This is a genomic window from Mycobacterium venezuelense (genome assembly GCF_054919535.1).
Genome location: NZ_JBONDW010000016.1, coordinates 1 through 20759, shown reverse-complemented (window position 1 = coordinate 20759; position 20759 = coordinate 1). Strand labels below are relative to the sequence as shown.

Genomic DNA, 20759 nt, shown 5'->3' with positions numbered 1-20759 from the left:
CTGGCCTGCGCTCAGCCGAAGTTGGTCTGGGCGCAGGCGGTCGGTGTCGTGAGGTTCGCGCCTCCCGACACCACCTGGATGACCGAGCACGCGATGAAGTCGGCGTCCCGGTCGGGCTGGCCGGTTCGCCAGTCGATCGGCATCGAATCGCCGTCGACACGGAAGCGCTCGAGCCCGCCGCCGCCGAAGTAGGTCACCGAGACCTCGACATTGTTGGTGGCCTTCAGCATCCGTGACAGCACGTTGTTGTGATTGGCGCCCTTGAGTTCGCGCGGTACGCCGGACGGTGCGCTGTAAGACGCTTCCTGCCACACACTGCGATCGGTGCTGCGCAGGGTGATGGTCTGCCGGGCCCAGGTATCGCCGGGAAGCCCGATGGGGCCGTTGGGTCCCAGCAGGTTGGCTTGCGTGTTGAACGTGCAGCGATCGCCCGAACAGTCGGCCGTTACGTGCATTTCCAAGATGCCGTTGGGTGTCGGTATCGAGGTCACCGCACTGTTGACCGCTGCGTTGGCGACCGCAGGGGCCGTGAGCGCCGCAGTGGCCGCAGACACCGCCAGTACCCCAAGAATCCTCTTCACGGCTCTCCCTCCGGTCCGGCGAATGTTAGCCCGCACGCTATTCGTCGTAGGTGACTTCGACCGAATCAGATACCGGGGTGGCTTGGCACCCCAAGATCAGCCCCTCCTCGAGGTCGGAGGGTTCGAGTACGTCGTTGATCTCCATCTCGACCTCGCCGGACTTCTTCAGCACAGCACACGCGCCGCAGTGGCCCTCACGGCAGGAGAACGGCGCGTCGAGACCTTTGTCGAGAAGTACGTCGAGCAGTTTCGCCGAACGGGGCCAACGGATTTCGTGCGTCGTGCCGTCCAGGGTGACGACAGCGGTCGCGGGGCCCTGGTCGCTGTCCTCGTCTTCTTCGATCACCACCGCGGCGAACGGGTCGGACTCGAGCGACTTGAACACCTCGATATGGATGCGCTCGTCGGCGGCACCGGCTTGGCGCAACGCTTCCTCGGCCGCGGCCATGAACGGACCCGGCCCACAGATGAACGCCTCGCGTCCGGCGAACGGCGCGCTCAGGCCGGCCAGTGCCGCGGCGCTCGGCAGGCCCTGCACGGACTCCAGCCAATGAACGACGGTGAGCCGGTCCGGGTACTTGGCGGCCAGGTCGCGCAGAGTGGCCGCGAAGATCACGGAGTTCTCGTCGCGGTTGGCGTAGATCAGGACGACGTTGCCGCTGCCTTCGGCCAGTGCCGACTTGCAGATGGCCATCATCGGGGTGATACCGCTGCCCGCGGCGAGCAACAGGAAATCGGTGTCGAGGTTGCGCGGCACGAATGTGCCCGACGGCGCGAGCACGTGCATCCGCATGCCGGCGTGCGCGTTGTCGCACAGCCAGTTCGAGGCGTAACCGTCGGCGGTGCGCTTGACCGTGACGGTGAGCTGATCGTCGGTGACCGGGGAGCTCGACAGTGAGTAGCACCGGGCCACCGACCCGGTGCGGTCGCTGGGTACGCGAAGCGTCAGGAACTGGCCGGGGGAATACCGCAACCGTTCAGCGGGGATGGTGGAACCCTCGGGGACGGTGAACACCAGAGAGCGGGCGTCGGCCGTCTCTTCGACGACCGCAGCCACCTGCAGTTCGAGCACGTGGCTACCCAGTGGCTCATCGGTCACGGGCGGTGGCCCTCTCTACTCATCAATCCGGCCATAACTAGAACAGGTTACAAAAACCTACTTGCCCAGGTCCAGCCGCTGTATGAACACGCTACTCGACACAAATCGTAACGTGTTCTAATCTCTGTCTAAGCGATTCTTGGGAGGCATTCAGTGACGTCCATTGAACAGCGTGACGTGCAGGCGGTACTGGCCGGCATCGATGACTTGCTGCCGCAACTGCGCGAGCGCGCCCAGGCCACCGAGGATCTGCGCAAGATCCCGGATGAGTCGATCAAGGCGCTCGACGAGGTCGGCTTCTTCAAGCTGCTGCAGCCCGAGCAGTGGGGCGGCCTGCAGGCCGACCCGACGGTCTTCTACGAGGCGGTGCGGCGGATCGCGAGCGCGTGCGGCTCGACCGGTTGGGTCAGCTCGATCATCGGTGTGCACAACTGGCACCTGGCCCTGTTCGATCAGCAGGCGCAGGAAGAGGTGTGGGGCGAGGACCCGACGGTTCGGGTGTCCTCCTCATACGCCCCGATGGGTGCGGGCGTGGTGACCGAAGCCGGCGACGGCTACCTCGTGAACGGCGCGTGGAACTGGTCCTCGGGCTGTGACCATGCGACGTGGGCGTTCCTCGGTGGTCCGGTGATCAAGGACGGTCGGCCGGTCGATTTCGGCAGCTTTTTGATTCCGCGTACCGAGTACACGATCGACGACGTGTGGCACGTGGTCGGCTTGCGTGGCACGGGCAGCAACACCGTGGTGGTCAAGGACGTCTTCGTGCCTCGGCACCGCTTCCTGTCCTACAAGTCGATGAACGACGGCACCGCGGGCGGTTACGCGACCAATACCGCGCCCGTCTACAAGATGCCTTGGGGCACGGTGCATCCCACCACCATCTCGGCTCCGATCGTCGGCATGGCCTACGGCGCGTACGACGCGCACGTCGAGCATCAGGGCAGGCGCGTTCGCGCGGCCTTCGCGGGGGAGAAGGGCAAGGACGACCCGTTCGCCAAGGTGCGTATCGCCGAGGCTGCCAGCGACATCGACGCCGCGTGGCGCCAGCTGATCGGCAACGTCGGTGACGAGTACGCGCTCCTCAAGGAAGGCAAGGAGATCCCGTTCGAACTGCGGGCCCGCGCCCGTCGCGACCAGGTGCGCGCCACCGGCCGCGCGATCGCGTCGATCGACCGGCTCTTCGAGTCGGCCGGCGCCACCGCGCTTGCCAACAGTGCTCCGCTGCAACGGTTTTGGCGTGATGCGCACGCCGGTCGCGTGCATGCGGCCAACGATCCCGAGCGCGCGTACCTGATCTTCGGCAACAACGAGTTCGGCCTCCCGCCCGCGGACACGATGGTCTGACATGACTTCCTTCGCCGCCGAAGCTGCACAGCAGCAAGAGATCACGTTCGAGTCCACGTCGCGGTACGCGCAGGTCCGCGCGGGTGACTTGGACATGCGACTGCACTACCACGAGGCCGGTGACCCAGAAGCTCAGACGATCGTGCTGCTGCACGGCGGCGGCCCCGGCGCGTCGGCCTGGTCCAACTTCGGCCGCAATGTCGCGGTGCTGGCCGAGCATTTCCATGTGCTCGCGGTCGATCAGCCCGGGTATGGGCACTCCGACAAGCACACCGAGCACGAGCAGTACAACCGCTACAGCGCCAAGGCGCTGCTCGGCCTGTTCGACCATCTCGGGTTGCAGGGCCGCATTCCACTACTCGGCAATTCGCTCGGCGGCGGTACCGCGGTGCGCTTCGCACTGGACTATCCGGACCGCGCTGGCAAGCTCGTGTTGATGGGGCCCGGTGGTCTCAGTGTCAATCTGTTCGCGCCGGACCCGACCGAGGGTGTGAAGCTGCTCGGCAAGTTCACGGCCGACCCGACGCGCGAGAACATGGAGAAATTCCTGCGCATCATGGTCTTCGACCAGAAGCTCGTAACCCCTGAGCTGGTCGAGGAGCGCTTCCAGATCGCCAGCCAGCCCGAGTCGCTTGCCGCGGCCCGCGCGATGGGAAAATCGTTCGCCGGCCCGGATTTCGAGCTCGGCATGATGTGGCGCGAGGTGTACAAGCTGCGTCAGCCGGTGCTGTTGATCTGGGGGCGTGAGGACCGGGTCAACCCACTCGACGGCGCGCTCGTCGCGGTCAAGCAGATTCCGCGCGTGCAGCTGCATGTCTTCGGGCAGTGTGGGCACTGGGCTCAGGTGGAGAAGTTCGACGAGTTCAACAAGCTCACTGTCGATTTCCTGGGAGGCTAAGCCGTATGAGCATCAAGTCACTGGGCTATCTGCGTATCGAAGCCACCGACGTCGCGGCCTGGCGTGAGTACGGCCTGAAGGTGCTCGGCATGGTCGAGGGTAAGGGCCAGACCGAGGGCGCGCTGTACCTGCGGATGGACGAGTTCCCCGCGCGGCTGGTGATTGTTCCCGGCGAACATGACCGGCTGCTGGAGTCCGGCTGGGAAACCGCCAATGCCGCTGAGCTTCAAGACATCCGCAGCCGGCTCGAGGCCGCTGGCACCCCCTACAAAGAAGCCACTGCCACCGAACTGGCCGACCGCCGGGTCGACGAGATGATCGTCTTCGACGATCCGTCCGGCAACACGCTCGAGGTCTTCCACGGCGTCGCGCTCGAACACCGCCGTGTGGTCAGCCCGTACGGGCACAAGTTCGTCACCGAGGAGCAGGGGCTCGGTCACGTCGTGCTGACCACCAAGGACGATGCCGAAACCCTGCACTTCTATCGCGACGTGCTCGGTTTTCACCTGCGCGACTCGATGCGGCTGCCACCGCAGCTCGTCGGCCGGCCGGCCGACGGCGAGCCGGCATGGCTGCGGTTTCTCGGGGTCAACCCGCGCCACCACAGCTTGGCGTTCATGCCGGGCCAGACGCCCAGCGGCATCGTGCATCTCATGGTCGAGGTGGGCGAGGCTGACGACGTGGGCCTGTGCCTGGACCGTGCCTTGCGCCGCAAGGTGAAGATGTCGGCGACGCTGGGCCGCCACGTCAACGACAAGATGCTGTCGTTTTACATGAAGACACCGGGCGGGTTCGACATCGAATTCGGTTGTGAGGGGCTCGAAGTCGATGACAACGACTGGGTAGCCCGTGAATCGACCGCAGTCAGCCTGTGGGGCCATGACTTCAGTGTCGGATTCAAGTGACGCAGTCTGAGCCGATCGATCCGCGCACATTCCGGAATGTGCTTGGCCAGTTCTGCACCGGCATCACGATCATCACTACGGTGCATGACGAGGTGCCGGTCGGTTTCGCATGCCAGTCGTTCGCCGCGCTGTCGCTGGATCCGCCGCTTGTGCTGTTCTGCCCGACCAAGCAGTCCCGGTCGTGGCAGGCCATCGAGGCCAGCGGCATGTTTTGTGTGAACATCCTGCACGAGAAGCAGCAGCACGTCTCGGCGCGGTTCGGCTCAAAGGAGCCCGACAAATTTGCCGGAATCGACTGGCAGCCTTCGAAGCTCGGGGCACCGGTGATCGACGGTGCGCTTGCGCACATCGACTGCAAGGTCGATTCGGTGCACGACGGTGGCGATCACTTCGTGGTGTTCGGTGCGGTGCATTCACTGTCGGAGGTTCCCAAACGGAGGCCTCGGCCACTGCTGTTCTATCGCGGCGAGTACACCGGCATCGAACCGGACAAGAACACTCCGGCGCAGTGGCGCGATGACCTGGAGGCGTTCCTCACCACCACCACACACGACACCTGGCTCTGAGCTTTTCGTCGTTGACAAGACTGGGCCCCCTCCCGCGGAGGGGGCCCAGTTCTGTTTGTGCGGTGATCAGGCGGCAGACTTGTCGGCCTGCTTGGCCGATTCCTTCTTCGCGTGCTTGCCCGTGGCCTTCGGCGAAGCATCGCCGGAGTCGTTCTTGGCCTCGCTTCCCGCGGCGGTCGACGCACCCGTCGAGGACGCGGCGGCGCCGCTCTCGGACGTGTCGGACTTGCTCGCCGGCTTCTTCACCTTGTCACCGAGCTTCTTGACGGCCGCGTTAAGCCGGTCGCCCAACGTCTTGGGCTTCGGCTTGGTTTCCGTGGCGGGCTTGGTGGTGGTTGCGTCGTCGGCGTCCGTGTCGGCGGCCTCGGTGTCGGTAGCGGGTGCCTCGGTGTCGGTGGCAGGCGCGATCTCAGCCTCATCGGCGCCCGTGGTTGTGGTTGCGGTGCTGACCGCACCGCTTGCGGCTGCGCTCTCGACGGCGTCCGTCGACGCATCCTCGATCGCACTGGTATCGCCGGCCTTGGTCTCATCGGTGACAACCTCGGCACCGGCGACGTCGGGAGCTTCAACCGACTGGGCGGCGGGCGACAACAGGCTCGCCAGACTGAGCCCTCCGGTGAGGGACGGGGTCGCCGGAGTGTTGTCGATCGCGTTGGCGATCTTCGTCGGGATGGTCACCAGGAACTGTCCGAGCGGACCGCCCGAGGTGAGCAATCCCTGCCATGCGGCGGTGGTGTCGTCGTCGTTGTAGTCGAACCCGTTCAGTAACCCGTTGATGACGACGCCGGGGGTGTTCACGATCGCGTTGAACGCGGCTTCCGTATCGCCTGCCGTCAGGGCGGCCGAGATCGCCTCGGTGGCGCGCGAGAATTCGAATGCGGCTCCGCTCAGTGGCGCGAACACGGATTGGAAGGCTCCGAATATCAGGGTGCTCGAGTTGGCCACCGCGCCGACTGCGTCGGCGAAGTTCTGCGCGATCTGCTCGATGATGCCGGTGTAGTACGCGCCGCCGCCGCGGGGGGTCGAGGAGAGGATGACACTGTATATCGGCTGAAGGGTGGCCATCAGACCGAACAGCGTGAGCCGGTTGAAGTTCTCGTAAGCCGTGCCGAAGTCACCGGTCTCGATTGCGGCTTGAATGTTTGCGACGTAGGTCTTGCCCGACGTCCTCAGCTCGTAGTTGTCGGCGATGCCGGTCTCGTACCACGTCTGCAACTGTGTGAAGCCGGTCTGCACGCCGGTTCCCACCTGGTCGGCATAGCCGATCCCATTTTCCATGATCTGACTGAGCACCGGGAACGGGTTGGCGGTGATCGATTCGACGAGGGCGGTGAAGTTGTCGCCGGTCTTGGCGAACAGCTCGCCGTACACCTCGCTGGGGGAGTGCGTGACGTCGGCGACGAGCTGCACCGCACGATGCTGGGCTTCGAGCAGTGCGGGGCTGGTGGCCACCGGGTTGACGGCGATGACGCCGGCACCCAGTGCGGCGATGCCGCCAATCACGAGTTTGTTCATGCGTCCCGGCGATTGCGCCGAGCTGGGCTGAAGTGCGATCTGCACAAAAATCTCCTCTTTGAATTGATACGTCGGTCTATGACGGCGATGAGACGTTAGCTGAGATTTACCTAAGGGACAATAGGTATGGCTAACCTCATTTAGTAGTGCTACATAACTGTGAGTATGCTGTGAACTGGCTGCAAGACGGCCTATTTCTACGTATCGGCGAACGCGCTCCCAACCTGAGAGTTCAGTAAGCGCGCCCTGCGCCGCGATGGCATGCAGTCATTAATCAATCGATCAAATTCCCTATTGACACACGCGCGCTTCACTGACATGTTTGATCGATCGATCAAACGTATGGAAAGGGTCGCGCGATGGCAGGGCGGGTAGAAGGCAAGGTTGCATTCATCACTGGTGCGGCGCGTGGGCAGGGGCGCAGTCACGCAGTCCGGCTGGCGCAGGAGGGCGCGGACATCATCGCGGTCGACGTCTGTCGGGCGGTCAGCAGCAACAGCGTGATCCCGGCATCGACGCCAGACGATCTTGCGGAGACCGCCGACCTGGTCAAGGGTTTGAACCGAAGGATTGTCACGGCCGAGGTGGATGTCCGCGATTTCGACGCGCTGAAAGCTGCCGTCGACGGCGGTGTCGAGCAGTTGGGCAGGCTGGACGTCATTGTCGCCAACGCGGGTATCGGCAACGGCGGCGAGACGTTGGACAAGACCAGTGAGCAGGACTGGGACGACATGATCGGGGTCAACCTGTCCGGGGTCTGGAAGACCGTCAAAGCCGCGGTGCCGCATCTACTTTCGTTGGGGCGTGGGGGATCGATCATCCTCACGAGTTCGGTCGGCGGGCTGAAGGCCTATCCGAACACCGGTCACTACATCGCGGCCAAACACGGTGTCGTGGGGCTGATGCGGACGTTCGCCGTCGAATTGGGCGCGCATTCGATCCGGGTCAACTCGGTGCATCCGACCAACGTGAACACGCCGATGTTCATGAACGAAGGGACCATGAAGTTGTTCCGTCCCGACTTGGAGAACCCGGGCCCGGACGATATGGCCGCCGTCGCGCAGTTCATGCACGTGTTGCCGATCGGCTGGGTTGAGCCGGTCGATATCAGCAATGCCGTGCTGTTCCTCGCTTCCGACGAGGCGCGCTACATCACCGGTCTTCCGGTGACGGTCGACGCCGGCAGCATGTTGAAGTAGCTCAACCTATTTCGTCGCGAACCGCTTCAGTATCCGTTCCACAAACGCGCGAAACTCGTCGTGTCCTTGCGTCACGCCGACGGCCTCCTCGTTGCACAGGCTGCGCGCCGACTGGGTGAGCAGCATCGACATCACGACGGGTGGGTACTCGTCCGTGTCGACGCCGTGTGTGCGCAGGACCATGGCCATGGCGGTGGTCTCGATGTCGCGGACGCGTTCGGAATAGGACTTGAGTTCGGTGCCGATGGCCTTGCGGTGGTTGGCCATAGCCATGAACTCAGTGTTCAGGCCGGTCACGCGGGAGTCGGAGTTGAGGACCCACAGGGCTCGGAGTGGGTCCTCGTCGGCGATCGCCTCGCGCATCCGGGTGAGCGCTGCGTCGGCGCCGCTTCGCAATACCGCGACGAACAAGTCGTCGAGAGTGTCGAAGTAGTAGTAGACCAATGCCGACCGAACCCCGGCCACGGCGGCAATACGGCGTGTTGTCGCTGCGGCGTAGCCCTCGTCGCGGATGACTTGAGCGGTCGCCTCGATAAGGCGACGCCGGGTGCCGGCGTCCTTCTCTTTGGTCGCGCGTGTGGCGGGCATCAGGCGAACCGCCGAGAAGTTCTGTCTATCAAGCCGTCTCGCGACAGCGCCGACGCTCTTGACCGCGATCCGCGGCAGGTGGTAAGCATGAGCCATCTTAACAATTTGATCGATCGATCAAAGTGCAGGATATCGAGGAACAAATGGCCAACGACAACAGCGACAGGCACGTGCGGGTCGACGCCGCCCTGTGCGAAGGCCACGCGCTGTGCATCGACCTCGCACCCGACGTGTTCGATCTCGGCGACGACGAGGTCGCCAGCGCCAAACAAGTCACACCCGAACAGTGGGAGCGGGTGAGAGCAGCTGTGGACGCGTGTCCGCGCCAGGCGATCACATTCCAACTCTCTCCACGAAAGGCGAACGAGCAATGACCGATCTGGCCACCGTCGACTACTTCTCTGACCCGGCGGTCACACAGGACCCCTACGAGTACTACGACTATCTGCGCAGCCAGGGGCCGGTGTTCGTCGAGCCGCACCACGGCGTGGTGGCCGTGACCGGCTACCAGGAGGTGATGGCGGCTTTCAAGGACACCGAATCCTTCTCGGCGGTCAATGCGATCGGTGGACCGTTCCCGCCGTTGCCGTTCGAGCCCGAGGGCGACGACATCACCGCGCAGATCGAGGCGCATCGCCACGAGTTCCCGATATTCGAGCACATGGTCGTGATGGACCCGCCCGAACATGAGCGGGCCAGGTCCCTGCTGAGCCGGCTGCTCACGCCCCGCCGGCTCAAGGAGAACGAGGACTACATGTGGCAGCTGGCCGACCGCCAACTCGACGAGTTCATCTCAAACGGCCGGTGCGAGTTCTTGGGCGAGTACGCCAAACCCTTCGCAACGCTTGCGATCACCGACCTTCTCGGAGTGCCTGAGGAAGATCGCGCCGAATTCCGGCTGGCGCTCGGCGCGGGCAAGCAGCCGGGCAGTCGGGTGGGCGCGCTCGACGGCGAACCGGTCGGTCTCAATCCGCTGCAGTATCTCGACGACAAGTTCAGCGCCTACATTGCCGAGCGCCGGCGTGAGCCACGCGCAGACGTCCTGGGCGGCATGGCTTCTGCGACGTATCCCGATGGCTCGATCCCCGAGTTGCTCGAAGTGGTCAGACCGGCCACATTCCTGTTCGCCGCGGGCCAGGAGACCGTCACCAAGCTGCTCAGTGCGGCGGTGCAGACCCTTGGTGAGCGGCCTGATTACCAGCAGCTGCTGCGCGACAAGCCGGACCTGATCCCGGCATTCATCGAGGAGGCCCTGCGCATGCAGAGCCCCACCAAGGTCGACTTCCGACTTGCTCGCAAGACCACGACGCTCGGTGGCGTCCACATCAAGGCGGGCACCGTGCTGATGCTGTGCCTCGGTGCCGCCAACCGGGATCCGCGAAAGTTCAACGATCCGAACGAGTTCGACATCCAACGCCCGAATGTGCGCGAGCACATCGCCTTCGGGCGCGGGATCCATACCTGTGCCGGAGCGCCGCTCGCGCGCGTGGAAGGCGTGATCACCGTGCACCGACTGCTCGACCGCATGCGCGACATCGCCATCAGCGAGGCTGCACATGGACCCGCAGGGGACCGCCGCTACGCGTACGAGCCCACGTTTCTGCTGCGCGGACTCACCGAACTCCACATCGAATTCACCCCGGTCGAAGGGTGAATTCGATGTGCGAGCCGATCACCGCATGGCGATCCTGATGTTCTTGACCTGCCTGAACTCGTTGAGCCCTTCGATGCCCCCGGTTCGGCCAGAGCCGCTCTGCTTGTACCCGCCATACGGGCCCTGTGGTGAGATGTCGCTGAATTGATTGATCCATACCGAACCGGCCTCGAGCTTGCGGGCCACGCGATGCGCCCGCGCCAGATCGGTCGTCTGCACGAACGCGTTGAGTCCGTACGGCGTGGCGTTGGCCAGCTCCACGGCTTCCTGCTCGTCGCGGAATCTCATCACCGACACCACGGGGCCGAAGGTCTCCACCTGCGCCAGTTCAGACGAGTTGTCCACCTCGCCGAACACCGTCGGCTCGATGTAGTAGCCGTCGGCGAGGTCGCCACCGATCCGGCTGCCGCCCAACAACAATTCGCCCCCGCCACTCGACACCGCCGCAGCGACGGTGTCGAGGATTCGGTCGGCCGCGGCTTGGCTGATGACCGGTCCGAATGTGGTGGCGGGATCCATCGGATCGCCGACCTTGGCCCGTGCGACCACGCCGACGAACTTCTCCACGAACGCGTCGTAGACGGTATCCTGCACCAGGATTCGGCTCGCGCACGCGCAGCTCTGGCCGGACTGCATGAGCGGGCCCTGGTGTGCGGACAGCGTCGCCGCCAGGTCGAGGTCGGCGTCGTCGAAAATGATGTTGGCTGACTTGCCGCCGAGTTCGGTGACCACCGGAGTCAGATTCGCCGCCGCGGCGGCCAACACCTTGCGTGCGGTCGTACCGCCGCCGGTGAAGGCGATCTTGCCGACGCCGGGATGCCGCACCAGGGCGTCGCCGCCCTCGAATCCGGCGGGCACGACGCTGACGAGGCCCGCGGGCAACCCCGCCTCGTCGCACAGTTCACCGAATCGCAGTGCGGCGAACGGTGCGAGCTCGGACGGTTTGAGGATCACGGCGTTGCCTGCCGCGAGCGCGGGCGCGACGCATGATGCGGCGACCGCGAGTGCGCCGTTCCACGGCGTGATCACACCGACGACACCGTACGGTTCGCGTTCGATGAGATTGATGTCGAACGAGCCGTTGACCGGGGTGCTGGCACCGTGCGGTTTGTCGACGTATCCGGCGAAATGACGCAGGAACCGCTCGAGCAATAACGCGGTGCCCGCGAACGATATCGGCACGCCGTAGTCGGCCACATTCAGGCTTGCGAGTTCGTCCAGGTGGTCGTGCACGACGTCGGCAAGGTCGATCAGCAGGTCGCGTCGCCGGTCGACGGTCATCGACATCCACTCGCGTTGTGCGTCACGGGCCGCTTCGACCGCGCGGCCGATCTCGGTGGCCCCCGCGAGCGTCACGGTCCCGTTCGGCTTTCCGGTCGCCGGATAGATGTGCTCGAAGATCATGCTTGCCACTCCGCCAACACGCGCTGCTTCTGCTCGCCGATCACCTGATTGAGGTGTGACGCCTTGGGCCATCCGTAGTACGCGGCGAAATGCAGTGCCAATTCGTCCATTTCCTCGAACGAGACGTCGCGGCTCTTCAGCGCGGCGTAGACGTGGCTCATGATCGGCAGCGGTGCGTCCTGGAACGCCACGCACGCCACCGTCACGAGCCGCCGCTCCTTCATGCCGAGGCCGGGTCGCAGCCACATCTCGCCGAACACGAAGTTGAGAATCCCGGCGCCGGAATACGGGTTGTCGCGGATCGGCGCGAACGGCATGCAGTTGATGTCCTTGAAGGACTGTTCGCCGCAGGCCAGCCGGCTCTCGGGATCGCTCGGCGTGACCAGCGGCAGCAGCGGTTCGGGCGGGGGCGGTGTCAGTCCCCGCTCGCGGTGAATGCGGTCCCATTGCTCGTCGACCATGATGTTGAAGCGCGACGCCTTGGGCCAGCCGCCGTACACCGCGAAATGCAGTACCGTTTCCCGTATTTCGGTGATCGTCACGTCGCCGCTGTTGAGTGCTGCGTACACGTGATCGCGCAACGCTCCCTCGGCGTCGGCCGCGGCGACACACGGCAGCGTGATGAATCGCCGGTCCCGACGGCTCAGGCCAGGCCTCGTCCACACCTCGGCGAACACGAAGTCGATGAGGTTCGCGGTGGCAGGTGTCGGATCGGCGGGCGCCGAGAACGTCATCACCTCGGCGAACTCGCGCCGGCCCCGCTCGGACCGAGTGTCCAATGCGGTCATCGGATCGTCACCCCCGCATCGACTTTGAATTCCAGTCCGGTGACGTACCGCGACTCGTCGGATACCAGGAACAGCACCGCATTGCTGATGTCGATCGCCTCGGCCATCACGATGGGTATGGCGTTTCCGAACAAGGGCGCTAGATCGGGCCGCTGTTCGGCGATCAGCGTGTGCAGCGAGGCGGGACGCATACCGGTCTCGACACCCGTCGGATGGACCGTGTTGACCCGGACATGCTGGGCGGCAAGTTCATTGGCCAATGCTCGGCTCATGCCGACCACCCCGTGCTTCGATGCGGTGTAGGGCGTGTGCAGCGGTGTGCCCTTGATGCCCGCGGCCGAGCTGATGTTGACCAGGCTGCCGCCCCGTTCGACGAGGTGGGGCAGCGCCGCGGCGCATGTGTTCCAAGCCCCGATCAGGTTGACGTCGACGACCGTTCGCCACTGCTCGGACGTCGTGGTGTCCCAGGTGCCCGCGGTCAGCACGCCCGCGTTGGCCACCGCGGCGTCCAGCCCGCCGAGTTGCGCGACACCGTCGTCGACGGCAGCGGCCAGTGCCGCGCCGTCACGCACGTCGACGATGTGCGTAACGGCTTGGCGGCCCTGCTTTTCGACGAGCCGTGCGGTTTCATCGAGATCCTCGCGCGAGGCGAGCGGGTACTCGATCTCGTCGAGCGAACGGCAGATGTCGACCAGGATCAGGTCGGCGCCTTCCTCGGCGAGGCGGACGGCGTGACTACGGCCCATACCGCGTGCCGCGCCGGTGATCAGCACGCGCTTGCTCGCTACGCGGCCCGTCATAATTTGTTGCAGAATCCGGCGTCGACGGGGAAGGTCACCCCGGTGATGTATTTGGCGGCATCCGAGACCAGGTAGGCGATCGCCGCGCTGATGTCCTCGGGCTCCAGCAGCGATACCGGCATCGGGTTCTGCAGATGCGGCCCGCCGTCGGGATAGTTCTCCAGGAACGCCGTCATGGCGGGGTTGACGGCCATTATGGTGTTGACCGCAGTCGGGTGCACGGTGTTGACCCGGATGCTGTGCGGTGCAAGCGCATTGGCGAGAGTACGCATCAGTCCGACGATGCCGTGCTTGGATGCCGCGTAGCCGAGGCCACCGCCTTGCAGCCCGCCGAACCCGCGCAGGCCCGCGGTGGAACTGGTGAAGACGATCGCGCCGCCCCGGCCGCCGTCGATCAGGTGGGGGATCGCCGCCTTGGCGGTGTGGAACGACCCGACCAGATTGACGTCGAGCACGTCGGTCCACATCTCGAGGTCTTCTTCGATCGTGAGCTCGCGGAATGCCATCGTCGCGATTCCGGCGTTCGCGCACACGATGTCGAGACGGCCGAACTGCTCGACGCCCGCGTCGAGCGCGGCTTTGAGTTGGTGGAAGTCGCGGACGTCGGCGATCGAGCCCACCATCTTGCCGCCGGCCGCCTCGACTAGGGCGACGCTCTCGTCGAGTTCGGCGCGGGTCGCCATTGGGTAGCCGTTCGACGCGATGTCAGCGCAGATGTCCACGCCGATGATCGATGCGCCCTCGGTGGCAAGCCGGACGGCGTGGCTTCGGCCTTGGCCGCGGGCCACCCCGGTGATGAAGGCGACTTTTCCGTCTAAGTGCCCCATGGATCCTCGCTTCATTGCGCAGTGGGAATGTGAGTAACTGTGTTACTCCGGGTACGGTAACCGGGTTACTCATTCGCGGCAAGGGGGTTCTCGAAGTGGCCAGTGAGCGCGATCGGATCCTCGACATCGTCGTGGAGATCTTGGAATCGGACGGCTATGACGCCGTACAGCTACGTGAGGTCGCCCGCCGGTCCAAGACTTCGCTCGCCACGATCTACAAGCGCTATTCCACGCGCGACGAACTCATCCTTGCTGCGCTGGACTCGTGGATGGAAGAGAACCGGTACTCGGGCCTGGCCGGCCAGCCACATCCGGCCGACGAAACCCTCTATGACGGCATGATGCGCATGTTCCGCACCATATTCGAACCATGGGAAAAGCACCCAGGCATGCTGATGGCGTACTTCAGGTCGCGGTCCGCGCCAGGTGGAGATCGCCTGGTCCGGCGAGGCCTCGACGCCGTGGTGCCTGCCGCGATGGAGATTCTGGCGGGCATCGACGAAAAGTTCATCGCCGACCTCGACACCATCCTGTCCAGCTTGGTATTCGGCCTGACCGGGCGCTTCGCCGCTGGCGAGATCGAGGTCACCGACATCCTGCCGAGTCTCGATCGCACCGTGCGGTGGCTGACCGCCGGCTATGACGCGTCGCGTTAGCCGATCTGCGTGTTGATGAATTCCACGATCGTCGCGGCGACCTCGCGGTGCACCGACTCATTGAGGATGTCGTGGCGGTATCCGTGAAACTCCTTGAACTGCAAGGGTTCGATCTGCTCGGCATACGCGCGGACGGCGCCGGCAGGTGCGATGACGTCGGCCGAACCGTGCACCGCCAGCGTCGGTACCTTCAGCTTCGGCAATTCCGTGCCGAACCGGTCCCAGCCCCGGTCCAGTTCGCGGGTCAGCGGCGCGCCGTCCGCGTCGACGAACGCGAGCGGATCGTTCTCCAAGGAGTCCACATAGAACGGATCGCTCGACAGCACGCTGGGATGCAGCTCGAATGACGTGTCCGCGTCGAGCATTTCCGGTATCGGTACGAGCGGCGCGCCGGATATCACTCCGGCGCGGTACTTGTCGGGCTCGCCCAACAGCCGGAACAGGGTGACAACCGAACCGAACGAGTGCCCCTGCGCGATCAACGGCAATCCCGGATGTTCGGCCGCCGCGAGTCCGGTCAGCGACTCGGCGAGTGCCGAGCTGTCTTCGATCGTGCCGAAATCTCCGCGCGTGCCTGGGCTGAGCCCGTGACCGAACTGGTCGACCGCCCACAGATCGATGCCCGCCGCGTTCAGCGAAAAGCCGTACCGGTGATAGACGCCCGTGTGTTCACCGAACCCGTGCAGGAAGATCACCGCGGCTCGCGGCTGCGCCGCCGCCCAGTGCCGGTAGTACGCGCGCCCGCGCTCGTGGTCGATGAATGGCATGGTCTTCACTGCAGCAACATCGGCGCCGAACCGCAAGCATTTGGTTCAGCAGACGCCGAGCAGCACGTCGTGCTGGTCGGCCATGCGATCTGAGATCGCATCGACGACGGCCGCCACGACGGGGCGGCGGAGCGTCTCGGCCCTGGCCACGAGCCAGTAACTGAGCTGCACCGCAACGGTATCCGGCAGCACCCGGACCAGATCGTCGTGCCGGTCGGCCATGATGCACGGCAGCAGGCCGAGGCCCGCGGCGGCCCGGGTGGCTTCGACGTGCACGAAAACGTTCGTTGACGTCACCGATTCCTGCATGGCGGGCGCGAAGCTCGCGGCGATGTCGAGATCGTCGACCTGGAGCATCGAGTCGATGAAATAGACGAGCGGGAACCGGGCGAGATCATCGACGCTGAGCGGGGTCCCATGCTCGGCGAGGTAATCGCGAGCACCGTAGAGGCCGAGGCAGTAGTCGCCGAGACGGATCGCTTCGGCACGGCGGACTTGAGGCGCTCCGACGACGATCTCGATGTCGACGCTGGAGCGTTGCTGCGAAGCGCGTCTGGTGGCGGCCACGATTTCGACGGTGACGAGAGGGTGGTGCCGCCGCACCTGGGCGGCTGCCGGCGCGGCGATGTATGCGCTGAAGCCGTCGGTCGCCGATATCCGCACGACGCCCTCGAGCCGGCGAAGCCCGCCCGCGGACAGGGAGTCCACCGCCGACTCGACGGCTTCGGCGGCCGACAGCGCCGAACGTCCGAGCTCCGTCAGCTCCCAACCGCCGGCGCCGCGCGTCAACACGCGTCCGCCGATCGCCTGCTCGAGCGCGGCGATGCGACGCGAGATGGTCGTGTGGTTGATGCCGAGCTCGTCGGCCGCGGTGGTGTAGCGGCCGGACCGGCCGACGGCGAGCAGCACGAGCAGGTCATCGGCGCTGGGTCGTCGGGCAACATCCATATCTGCATTTTCGCAGAATGCTGGCGCACATTTGGCCATTGCGAGGCAAGTGAACCTGCAGGAATACTCACCTCAGCTGTCATGGACATCACAGAGTCCGGACATAGATGACACACGTCATAAAGGAGTCGCCGATGAGCGCGCCCATCCCGACCGGCCTGCGCCGCGTCGTCGCCGCGTCGATGGCCGGCACCGTCGTGGAGTGGTACGAGTTCTTCCTCTACGGAACTGCCGCCACGCTGGTGTTCAGCAAGGTCTTCTTCGCCGAGAGCACGAGCGATCTCGACGCGATTCTCGCGGCGTTCGTGACGTATGCGGTCGGCTTCATCGCACGCCCGCTCGGTGGGATCGTGTTCGGTCACTTCGGCGACAAGTACGGCCGCAAAAAGCTACTTCAGTTCAGCCTGCTGCTGGTCGGTGCGGCCACCTTCCTGATGGGCTGCCTGCCCACGTTCAACCAGATCGGATACTGGGCACCGACTCTGCTCGTGGTGCTGCGATTCATCCAGGGCTTCGCCGTCGGCGGGGAGTGGGGCGGCGCGGTGTTGCTCGTGGCCGAGCACAGTCCCAACCAGAGTCGCGGGTTCTGGGCGAGCTGGCCGCAGGCCGCCGTGCCGGTGGGCAACATGCTCGCGACCGTCGTGCTGCTGCTGTTGACGACGACACTGTCCGATGCCGCGTTCCTGTCCTGGGGTTGGCGCGTCGCGTTCTGGCTGTCCGCCGTGGTGGTGCTCATCGGTTACTACATCCGCACCAAGGTCTCCGACGCCCCGATCTTCCTGGCCGCGCAGCAGGAGGTCGAGCGGGTCAAAGCCGTCTCATATGGCGTCGTCGAGGTGCTCACGCGTTATCCCCGTGGCGTTTTCACCGCGATGGGGCTGCGGTTCGCCGAGAACATCATGTACTACCTGGTGGTCACGTTCTCCATCACGTATCTCAAGGTTCAGGTGGGCGCAGACACCAGCGACATCCTCTGGTGGCTGCTCGCTGCGCACGCCGTTCACTTCGTCGCCATCCCGACGGTGGGCCGGCTGTCCGATCGATTCGGGCGACGCCCGGTGTACATCGTCGGCGCGATCGGCGCGGGGGCCTGGGCGTTCTTCGCCTTCCCGATGATGAACAGCGCCAATTACCTGGTCATCATGGGTGCCATCATCATCGGTCTGATCATCCACGCGCTCATGTACTCACCACAGCCCGCGATCATGGCCGAGATGTTCCCGACCCGCATGCGGTATTCCGGTGTGTCCCTTGGGTACCAGGTGACGTCGATCGTGGCCGGATCGCTGGCACCGATCATCGCCGTCAAACTGCTCGACATCTTCGACTCGTGGGTTCCCATCGCGATCTACCTCGCCTGCGCCGCCGCGGTCACGCTCGTCGCTGCGATCTTCATGCGCGAGACGGCGGGTACCGACCTTGAGAGCATCGATCAGGCCGACCGTGAGGTCCTCGCGAAGCACGGTGTCCTGTGACCGACCTTGCAGGTCGCACGGCTTTGGTCACGGGGGCGGCGAGCGGTATCGGTGCGGCATGTGCGCGCGAACTCGCCGCACGCGGGGCCGCCGTGACCGTGGCCGACGTCGATGCCGACGGGGCAGGCACGCTGGCTGCCGAGATCGGCGGAAAGCCCTGGGCCGTGGATTTTCTCGACGTGGCCGCACTGGAGACGTTGGAGCTGGACTGCGACATCCTGGTCAACAACGCCGGTGTCCAGAGCATCAACCCGATCGAGGAGTTCCCGCCGGACAAGTTCCGGATGCTGCTGGCGCTGATGGTCGAGGTGCCGTTCCTGCTCATCAGGGCTGCGCTGCCGCACATGTACCGCCAGCGGTTCGGGCGCATCATCAACGTCTCGTCGGTGCACGGGCTGCGAGCCTCCGAGTACAAGGTCGGCTACGTCACCGCCAAACACGCGCTGGAAGGGCTGTCCAAGGTGACTGCCCTCGAGGGCGGTCCGCACCAGGTGACCAGCAACTGCGTCAACCCCGGCTATGTCCGGACGCCGCTGGTGACCAAGCAGATCACCGACCAGGCCCGCATTCACGGCATCCCCGAGGATGACGTCGTCGCGCAGATTCTTCTGAAGGAAAGCGCGATCAAACAACTGGTCGAACCCGAAGAGGTTGGCGCATTGGTAGGTTGGCTGGCATCGCCGGCCGCCCGCATGGTGACCGGTGCGTCGTACACGATGGACGGTGGTTGGAGCGCAAGATGAGCGAAGCGGCCGAACCTCAGTGGGTACCTACGGATCGGGAACTCACGGAGGCACGGGTCACGGACTTCGGCCGATTCGTCGAATCGCGCACTGGCGTCGCTGCGCCCGACTATCAGGCACTGTGGCGATGGTCGGTCGACCATCCCGACGCGTTCTGGGGTGCGCTGTGGGACTACTTCGAACTCGGAGACCGGCCCGACGAGGTGCTCGCCAGTGAGGCAATGCCCGGTGCCCATTGGTTTCCCGGTGCCCGGTTGAATTATGTCGACCAGATCAAGCGCAATGCCCGCACCGACCGGCCGGCCATCCTGTATGTCGCCGAGGGCGGTGCCGTCAGTGAACTGTCCTGGACCGAACTGCTCCAGCGCACAACTGCATTCGCCGACACCCTGCTCTCGCTCGGGGTGCAGCAGGGTGACCGTGTGGTCGGCTATCTGCCGAACATCCCCGAAGCGATCATCGCTTTCCTGGCCACCGCCAGCATCGGCGCGATCTGGAGCGCGTGCGGCCAGGACTACACCGCCAAAGCGGCGCTCGACCGCCTCGGCCAGTTGGAGCCGACAGTGCTCGTGGCCGCCGACGGCTATCGATTCGGCGGTAAGACGCACGACAAGACCGACGACATCACCGCGTTGCGGGACGGTCTGCCCACTCTGAAGGCGTCGGTGCTGGTGGCCCGCCTTGGTGCGGCACGATCCGACTGGCTCGACTGGGCAGCGACGTCCGCGCCCGTCGACGCTGAGTTGAACACCGCGGCAGTGGAATTCGGCCATCCGCTGTGGATCCTGTATTCGTCGGGCACCACCGGTTTGCCCAAAGGCATTGTGCACGGCCATGGCGGCGTGGTCCTCGAACACCTCAAAGCCGTTGCCTTGCAGTCCGACATCGGTGCCGATGACACATTTTTCTGGTACACCAGCCCCAGTTGGATGATGTGGAATTTTCAGGTGGCGGGCCTGCTGGTGGGTGCAACCATCGTCTGCTACGACGGCAGCCCCACCTATCCGGAGCCCGACGCGCTGTGGAGCATCGCGGCCAGCGTCGGTGCCACGGTGCTGGGCACCAGCCCGGGCTACGTCTTGGCCTGCGCCAAAGCCGGTTCTGTGCCACGCAAGGAGCACGACCTGTCGGCGCTCAAGGTCGTCGGCATCACGGGGTCCTCACTGCCGCCGTCTTCGTCCTTGTGGCTGCGCGACAACATCGGTGAACGTGTCCAGGTCGCGTCGATCAGCGGCGGCACCGATGTGGTGTCGGCATTCATAGGTGGTGTGCCGACGGTTCCGGTGTGGCCGGGTGAGCTGTCTGCACCGTATCTCGGTGTGGCGCTCGATGCGTGGGATGAAGCCGGAAATCCCGTCCGGGGCGAGGTCGGCGAGCTCGTCATCACCAAACCGCTGCCGTCGATGCCCATCGCCTTCTGGAATGACGCTGACGGATCGCGTTACCGCGGCGCCTATTTCGAGATGTTCCCGGGCGTGTGGCGGCATGGCGACTGGATCACGATCACCGACCACGGCAGCATCGTCGTGCACGGCCGCTCCGATTCTACGCTCAACCGGCACGGCATCCGGATGGGCAGCGCCGACATCTACCAATCGGTGGAGCGGCTGCCCGAGATCGTCGAAGCCCTGGTGATCGGCGCCGAGCAGCCTGACGGCGGCTACTGGATGCCGTTGTTTGTTGTGCTGTCCGACGGCGTCGACCTCACCGACGAGCTGACCGAACGCATCAAGCAGACCATTCGCACCGAGGTGTCGCCGCGCCACGTGCCTGACGAGATCATCGTCGCGCCCGGTGTTCCGCACACCCGCACAGGCAAGAAGCTCGAGGTGCCGATAAAGAAGCTCTTCCAAGGCGCCGATGCGGCAAAAGTGGTGGAGCGCAGTGCTGTCGACAATCCGGCTCTCCTGGATTGGTACGCGTCTGTTCGCCGATAACAGGTCGTTGGCGGCTGCTGCACGGTTTGCAGGTCTTCCTCCGCGGCGGGTAGGCGCCGGCGGCC

The 20759-nt window shown here is 64.9% G+C and carries 21 protein-coding genes; 11 read left to right on the top strand and 10 right to left on the bottom strand.

Annotated features, from left to right (window positions below; all coding sequences use genetic code 11):
- Positions 1 to 11 precede the first annotated feature (11 nt).
- Positions 12 to 581: a hypothetical protein gene (locus ACRCUN_RS23730; protein WP_462144071.1), complete on the bottom strand. Its 570-nt coding sequence runs from the start codon at positions 579 to 581 to the stop codon at positions 12 to 14.
- A 37-nt stretch (positions 582 to 618) separates the two neighbouring features.
- On the bottom strand, positions 619 to 1680 hold the full coding sequence (locus ACRCUN_RS23725; protein ID WP_462144070.1) for a 2Fe-2S iron-sulfur cluster-binding protein: 1062 nt from the start codon (positions 1678 to 1680) through the stop codon (positions 619 to 621).
- A 153-nt stretch (positions 1681 to 1833) separates the two neighbouring features.
- Between ACRCUN_RS23725 and hsaA the strand changes: the two genes are divergently transcribed.
- Genes hsaA through hsaB form a run of 4 tightly spaced genes read left to right on the top strand, consistent with a single transcriptional unit; the run spans position 1834 to position 5393 of the window.
- Positions 1834 to 3024, top strand: coding sequence for a 3-hydroxy-9,10-secoandrosta-1,3,5(10)-triene-9,17-dione monooxygenase oxygenase subunit (gene hsaA, locus ACRCUN_RS23720; protein WP_462144069.1), 1191 nt, complete (start codon positions 1834 to 1836; stop codon positions 3022 to 3024).
- 1 nt (position 3025) lies between these two features.
- Positions 3026 to 3922, top strand: a complete 897-nt coding sequence (gene hsaD / locus ACRCUN_RS23715) for a 4,5:9,10-diseco-3-hydroxy-5,9,17-trioxoandrosta-1(10),2-diene-4-oate hydrolase (protein WP_462144068.1) — start codon at positions 3026 to 3028, stop codon at positions 3920 to 3922.
- Positions 3923 to 3927: 5 nt separating this feature from the next.
- Complete coding sequence (hsaC, locus tag ACRCUN_RS23710; protein WP_462144067.1) at positions 3928 to 4827, top strand: iron-dependent extradiol dioxygenase HsaC; 900 nt, start codon at positions 3928 to 3930, stop codon at positions 4825 to 4827.
- Positions 4824 to 5393 carry a 3-hydroxy-9,10-secoandrosta-1,3,5(10)-triene-9,17-dione monooxygenase reductase subunit gene (gene hsaB / locus ACRCUN_RS23705; protein WP_462144066.1) on the top strand — a complete coding sequence of 190 codons (570 nt, stop codon included), beginning with the start codon at positions 4824 to 4826 and terminating at the stop codon, positions 5391 to 5393. The genes hsaC and hsaB overlap by 4 nt, the downstream gene beginning before the upstream one ends.
- 66 nt (positions 5394 to 5459) lie before the next feature.
- Here hsaB and ACRCUN_RS23700 read toward each other — a convergent pair whose 3' ends face one another.
- The gene (locus ACRCUN_RS23700; RefSeq protein WP_462144065.1) at positions 5460 to 6953 is read right to left on the bottom strand and encodes a hypothetical protein; all 1494 of its coding nucleotides are present in this window, start codon (positions 6951 to 6953) and stop codon (positions 5460 to 5462) included.
- Between the two features lie 314 nt (positions 6954 to 7267).
- On the opposite strand from ACRCUN_RS23700, the gene ACRCUN_RS23695 reads away from it, so the two are divergent.
- Positions 7268 to 8107, top strand: a complete 840-nt coding sequence (locus ACRCUN_RS23695; RefSeq protein ID WP_462144064.1) for a mycofactocin-coupled SDR family oxidoreductase — start codon at positions 7268 to 7270, stop codon at positions 8105 to 8107.
- 6 nt (positions 8108 to 8113) lie between these two features.
- Here the strand turns inward: ACRCUN_RS23695 and ACRCUN_RS23690 are convergent, their stop codons facing one another.
- Complete coding sequence (locus ACRCUN_RS23690; protein WP_462144063.1) at positions 8114 to 8695, bottom strand: TetR/AcrR family transcriptional regulator; 582 nt, start codon at positions 8693 to 8695, stop codon at positions 8114 to 8116.
- A gap of 143 nt (positions 8696 to 8838) precedes the next feature.
- Here ACRCUN_RS23690 and ACRCUN_RS23685 point away from each other — a divergent pair, with 143 nt between their 5' ends.
- The gene (locus ACRCUN_RS23685; RefSeq protein WP_462144062.1) at positions 8839 to 9069 is read left to right on the top strand and encodes a ferredoxin; all 231 of its coding nucleotides are present in this window, start codon (positions 8839 to 8841) and stop codon (positions 9067 to 9069) included.
- Positions 9066 to 10349, top strand: a complete 1284-nt coding sequence (locus tag ACRCUN_RS23680; RefSeq protein ID WP_462144061.1) for a cytochrome P450 — start codon at positions 9066 to 9068, stop codon at positions 10347 to 10349. Before ACRCUN_RS23685 ends, ACRCUN_RS23680 begins: the two co-directional genes overlap by 4 nt.
- 18 nt (positions 10350 to 10367) lie before the next feature.
- On the opposite strand, the gene ACRCUN_RS23675 is transcribed toward ACRCUN_RS23680, so the two are convergent.
- Genes ACRCUN_RS23675 through ACRCUN_RS23660 form a run of 4 tightly spaced genes read right to left on the bottom strand, consistent with a single transcriptional unit; the run spans position 10368 to position 14168 of the window.
- Positions 10368 to 11753 carry an aldehyde dehydrogenase family protein gene (locus ACRCUN_RS23675; protein ID WP_462144060.1) on the bottom strand — a complete coding sequence of 462 codons (1386 nt, stop codon included), beginning with the start codon at positions 11751 to 11753 and terminating at the stop codon, positions 10368 to 10370.
- Positions 11750 to 12541 carry a carboxymuconolactone decarboxylase family protein gene (locus tag ACRCUN_RS23670; protein ID WP_462144059.1) on the bottom strand — a complete coding sequence of 264 codons (792 nt, stop codon included), beginning with the start codon at positions 12539 to 12541 and terminating at the stop codon, positions 11750 to 11752. The genes ACRCUN_RS23675 and ACRCUN_RS23670 overlap by 4 nt, the downstream gene beginning before the upstream one ends.
- Entirely contained in the window at positions 12538 to 13341 is an 804-nt protein-coding gene (locus tag ACRCUN_RS23665) for a mycofactocin-coupled SDR family oxidoreductase (RefSeq protein ID WP_462144058.1), read from the bottom strand. Before ACRCUN_RS23665 ends, ACRCUN_RS23670 begins: the two co-directional genes overlap by 4 nt.
- Positions 13338 to 14168, bottom strand: coding sequence for a mycofactocin-coupled SDR family oxidoreductase (locus ACRCUN_RS23660; protein ID WP_462144057.1), 831 nt, complete (start codon positions 14166 to 14168; stop codon positions 13338 to 13340). The genes ACRCUN_RS23665 and ACRCUN_RS23660 overlap by 4 nt, the downstream gene beginning before the upstream one ends.
- A gap of 95 nt (positions 14169 to 14263) precedes the next feature.
- On the opposite strand from ACRCUN_RS23660, the gene ACRCUN_RS23655 reads away from it, so the two are divergent.
- On the top strand, positions 14264 to 14824 hold the full coding sequence (locus ACRCUN_RS23655) for a TetR/AcrR family transcriptional regulator (RefSeq protein WP_462144056.1): 561 nt from the start codon (positions 14264 to 14266) through the stop codon (positions 14822 to 14824).
- Here the strand turns inward: ACRCUN_RS23655 and ACRCUN_RS23650 are convergent.
- A complete protein-coding gene (locus ACRCUN_RS23650; protein ID WP_462144208.1) occupies positions 14821 to 15591 on the bottom strand; it encodes an alpha/beta fold hydrolase in 771 nt (256 codons plus the stop codon). The two genes, ACRCUN_RS23655 and ACRCUN_RS23650, sit on opposite strands and share 4 nt — an antisense overlap.
- Positions 15592 to 15636: 45 nt before the next feature.
- On the bottom strand, positions 15637 to 16578 hold the full coding sequence (locus ACRCUN_RS23645; RefSeq protein WP_462144055.1) for a LysR family transcriptional regulator: 942 nt from the start codon (positions 16576 to 16578) through the stop codon (positions 15637 to 15639).
- A 95-nt stretch (positions 16579 to 16673) separates the two neighbouring features.
- Here ACRCUN_RS23645 and ACRCUN_RS23640 point away from each other — a divergent pair, with 95 nt between their 5' ends.
- The 3 genes from ACRCUN_RS23640 to ACRCUN_RS23630 are packed head-to-tail and all read left to right on the top strand — an operon-like array spanning position 16674 to position 20694.
- Positions 16674 to 18014 carry an MFS transporter gene (locus tag ACRCUN_RS23640; protein WP_462144054.1) on the top strand — a complete coding sequence of 447 codons (1341 nt, stop codon included), beginning with the start codon at positions 16674 to 16676 and terminating at the stop codon, positions 18012 to 18014.
- Positions 18011 to 18757, top strand: a complete 747-nt coding sequence (locus ACRCUN_RS23635; protein ID WP_462144053.1) for a 3-hydroxybutyrate dehydrogenase — start codon at positions 18011 to 18013, stop codon at positions 18755 to 18757. The genes ACRCUN_RS23640 and ACRCUN_RS23635 overlap by 4 nt, the downstream gene beginning before the upstream one ends.
- A complete protein-coding gene (locus ACRCUN_RS23630) occupies positions 18754 to 20694 on the top strand; it encodes an acetoacetate--CoA ligase (protein WP_462144052.1) in 1941 nt (646 codons plus the stop codon). The genes ACRCUN_RS23635 and ACRCUN_RS23630 overlap by 4 nt, the downstream gene beginning before the upstream one ends.
- Positions 20695 to 20759: the final 65 nt, after the last annotated feature.

Bases quoted from the DNA above. Each gene is read 5' to 3' on its own strand.
- hsaD (WP_462144068.1), top strand. From the start codon at position 3,026: ATGACTTCCTTCGCCGCCGAAGCTGCACAGCAGCAAGAGATCACGTTC.
- hsaC (WP_462144067.1), top strand. From the start codon at position 3,928: ATGAGCATCAAGTCACTGGGCTATCTGCGTATCGAAGCCACCGACGTC.
- ACRCUN_RS23695 (WP_462144064.1), top strand. From the start codon at position 7,268: ATGGCAGGGCGGGTAGAAGGCAAGGTTGCATTCATCACTGGTGCGGCG.
- ACRCUN_RS23690 (WP_462144063.1), bottom strand. From the start codon at position 8,695: ATGCCCGCCACACGCGCGACCAAAGAGAAGGACGCCGGCACCCGGCGT.
- ACRCUN_RS23685 (WP_462144062.1), top strand. From the start codon at position 8,839: ATGGCCAACGACAACAGCGACAGGCACGTGCGGGTCGACGCCGCCCTG.
- ACRCUN_RS23680 (WP_462144061.1), top strand. From the start codon at position 9,066: ATGACCGATCTGGCCACCGTCGACTACTTCTCTGACCCGGCGGTCACA.
- ACRCUN_RS23675 (WP_462144060.1), bottom strand. From the start codon at position 11,753: ATGATCTTCGAGCACATCTATCCGGCGACCGGAAAGCCGAACGGGACC.
- ACRCUN_RS23670 (WP_462144059.1), bottom strand. From the start codon at position 12,541: ATGACCGCATTGGACACTCGGTCCGAGCGGGGCCGGCGCGAGTTCGCC.
- ACRCUN_RS23665 (WP_462144058.1), bottom strand. From the start codon at position 13,341: ATGACGGGCCGCGTAGCGAGCAAGCGCGTGCTGATCACCGGCGCGGCA.
- ACRCUN_RS23660 (WP_462144057.1), bottom strand. From the start codon at position 14,168: ATGGGGCACTTAGACGGAAAAGTCGCCTTCATCACCGGGGTGGCCCGC.
- ACRCUN_RS23650 (WP_462144208.1), bottom strand. From the start codon at position 15,591: ATGCCATTCATCGACCACGAGCGCGGGCGCGCGTACTACCGGCACTGG.
- ACRCUN_RS23645 (WP_462144055.1), bottom strand. From the start codon at position 16,578: ATGGCCAAATGTGCGCCAGCATTCTGCGAAAATGCAGATATGGATGTT.
- ACRCUN_RS23640 (WP_462144054.1), top strand. From the start codon at position 16,674: ATGAGCGCGCCCATCCCGACCGGCCTGCGCCGCGTCGTCGCCGCGTCG.
- ACRCUN_RS23630 (WP_462144052.1), top strand. From the start codon at position 18,754: ATGAGCGAAGCGGCCGAACCTCAGTGGGTACCTACGGATCGGGAACTC.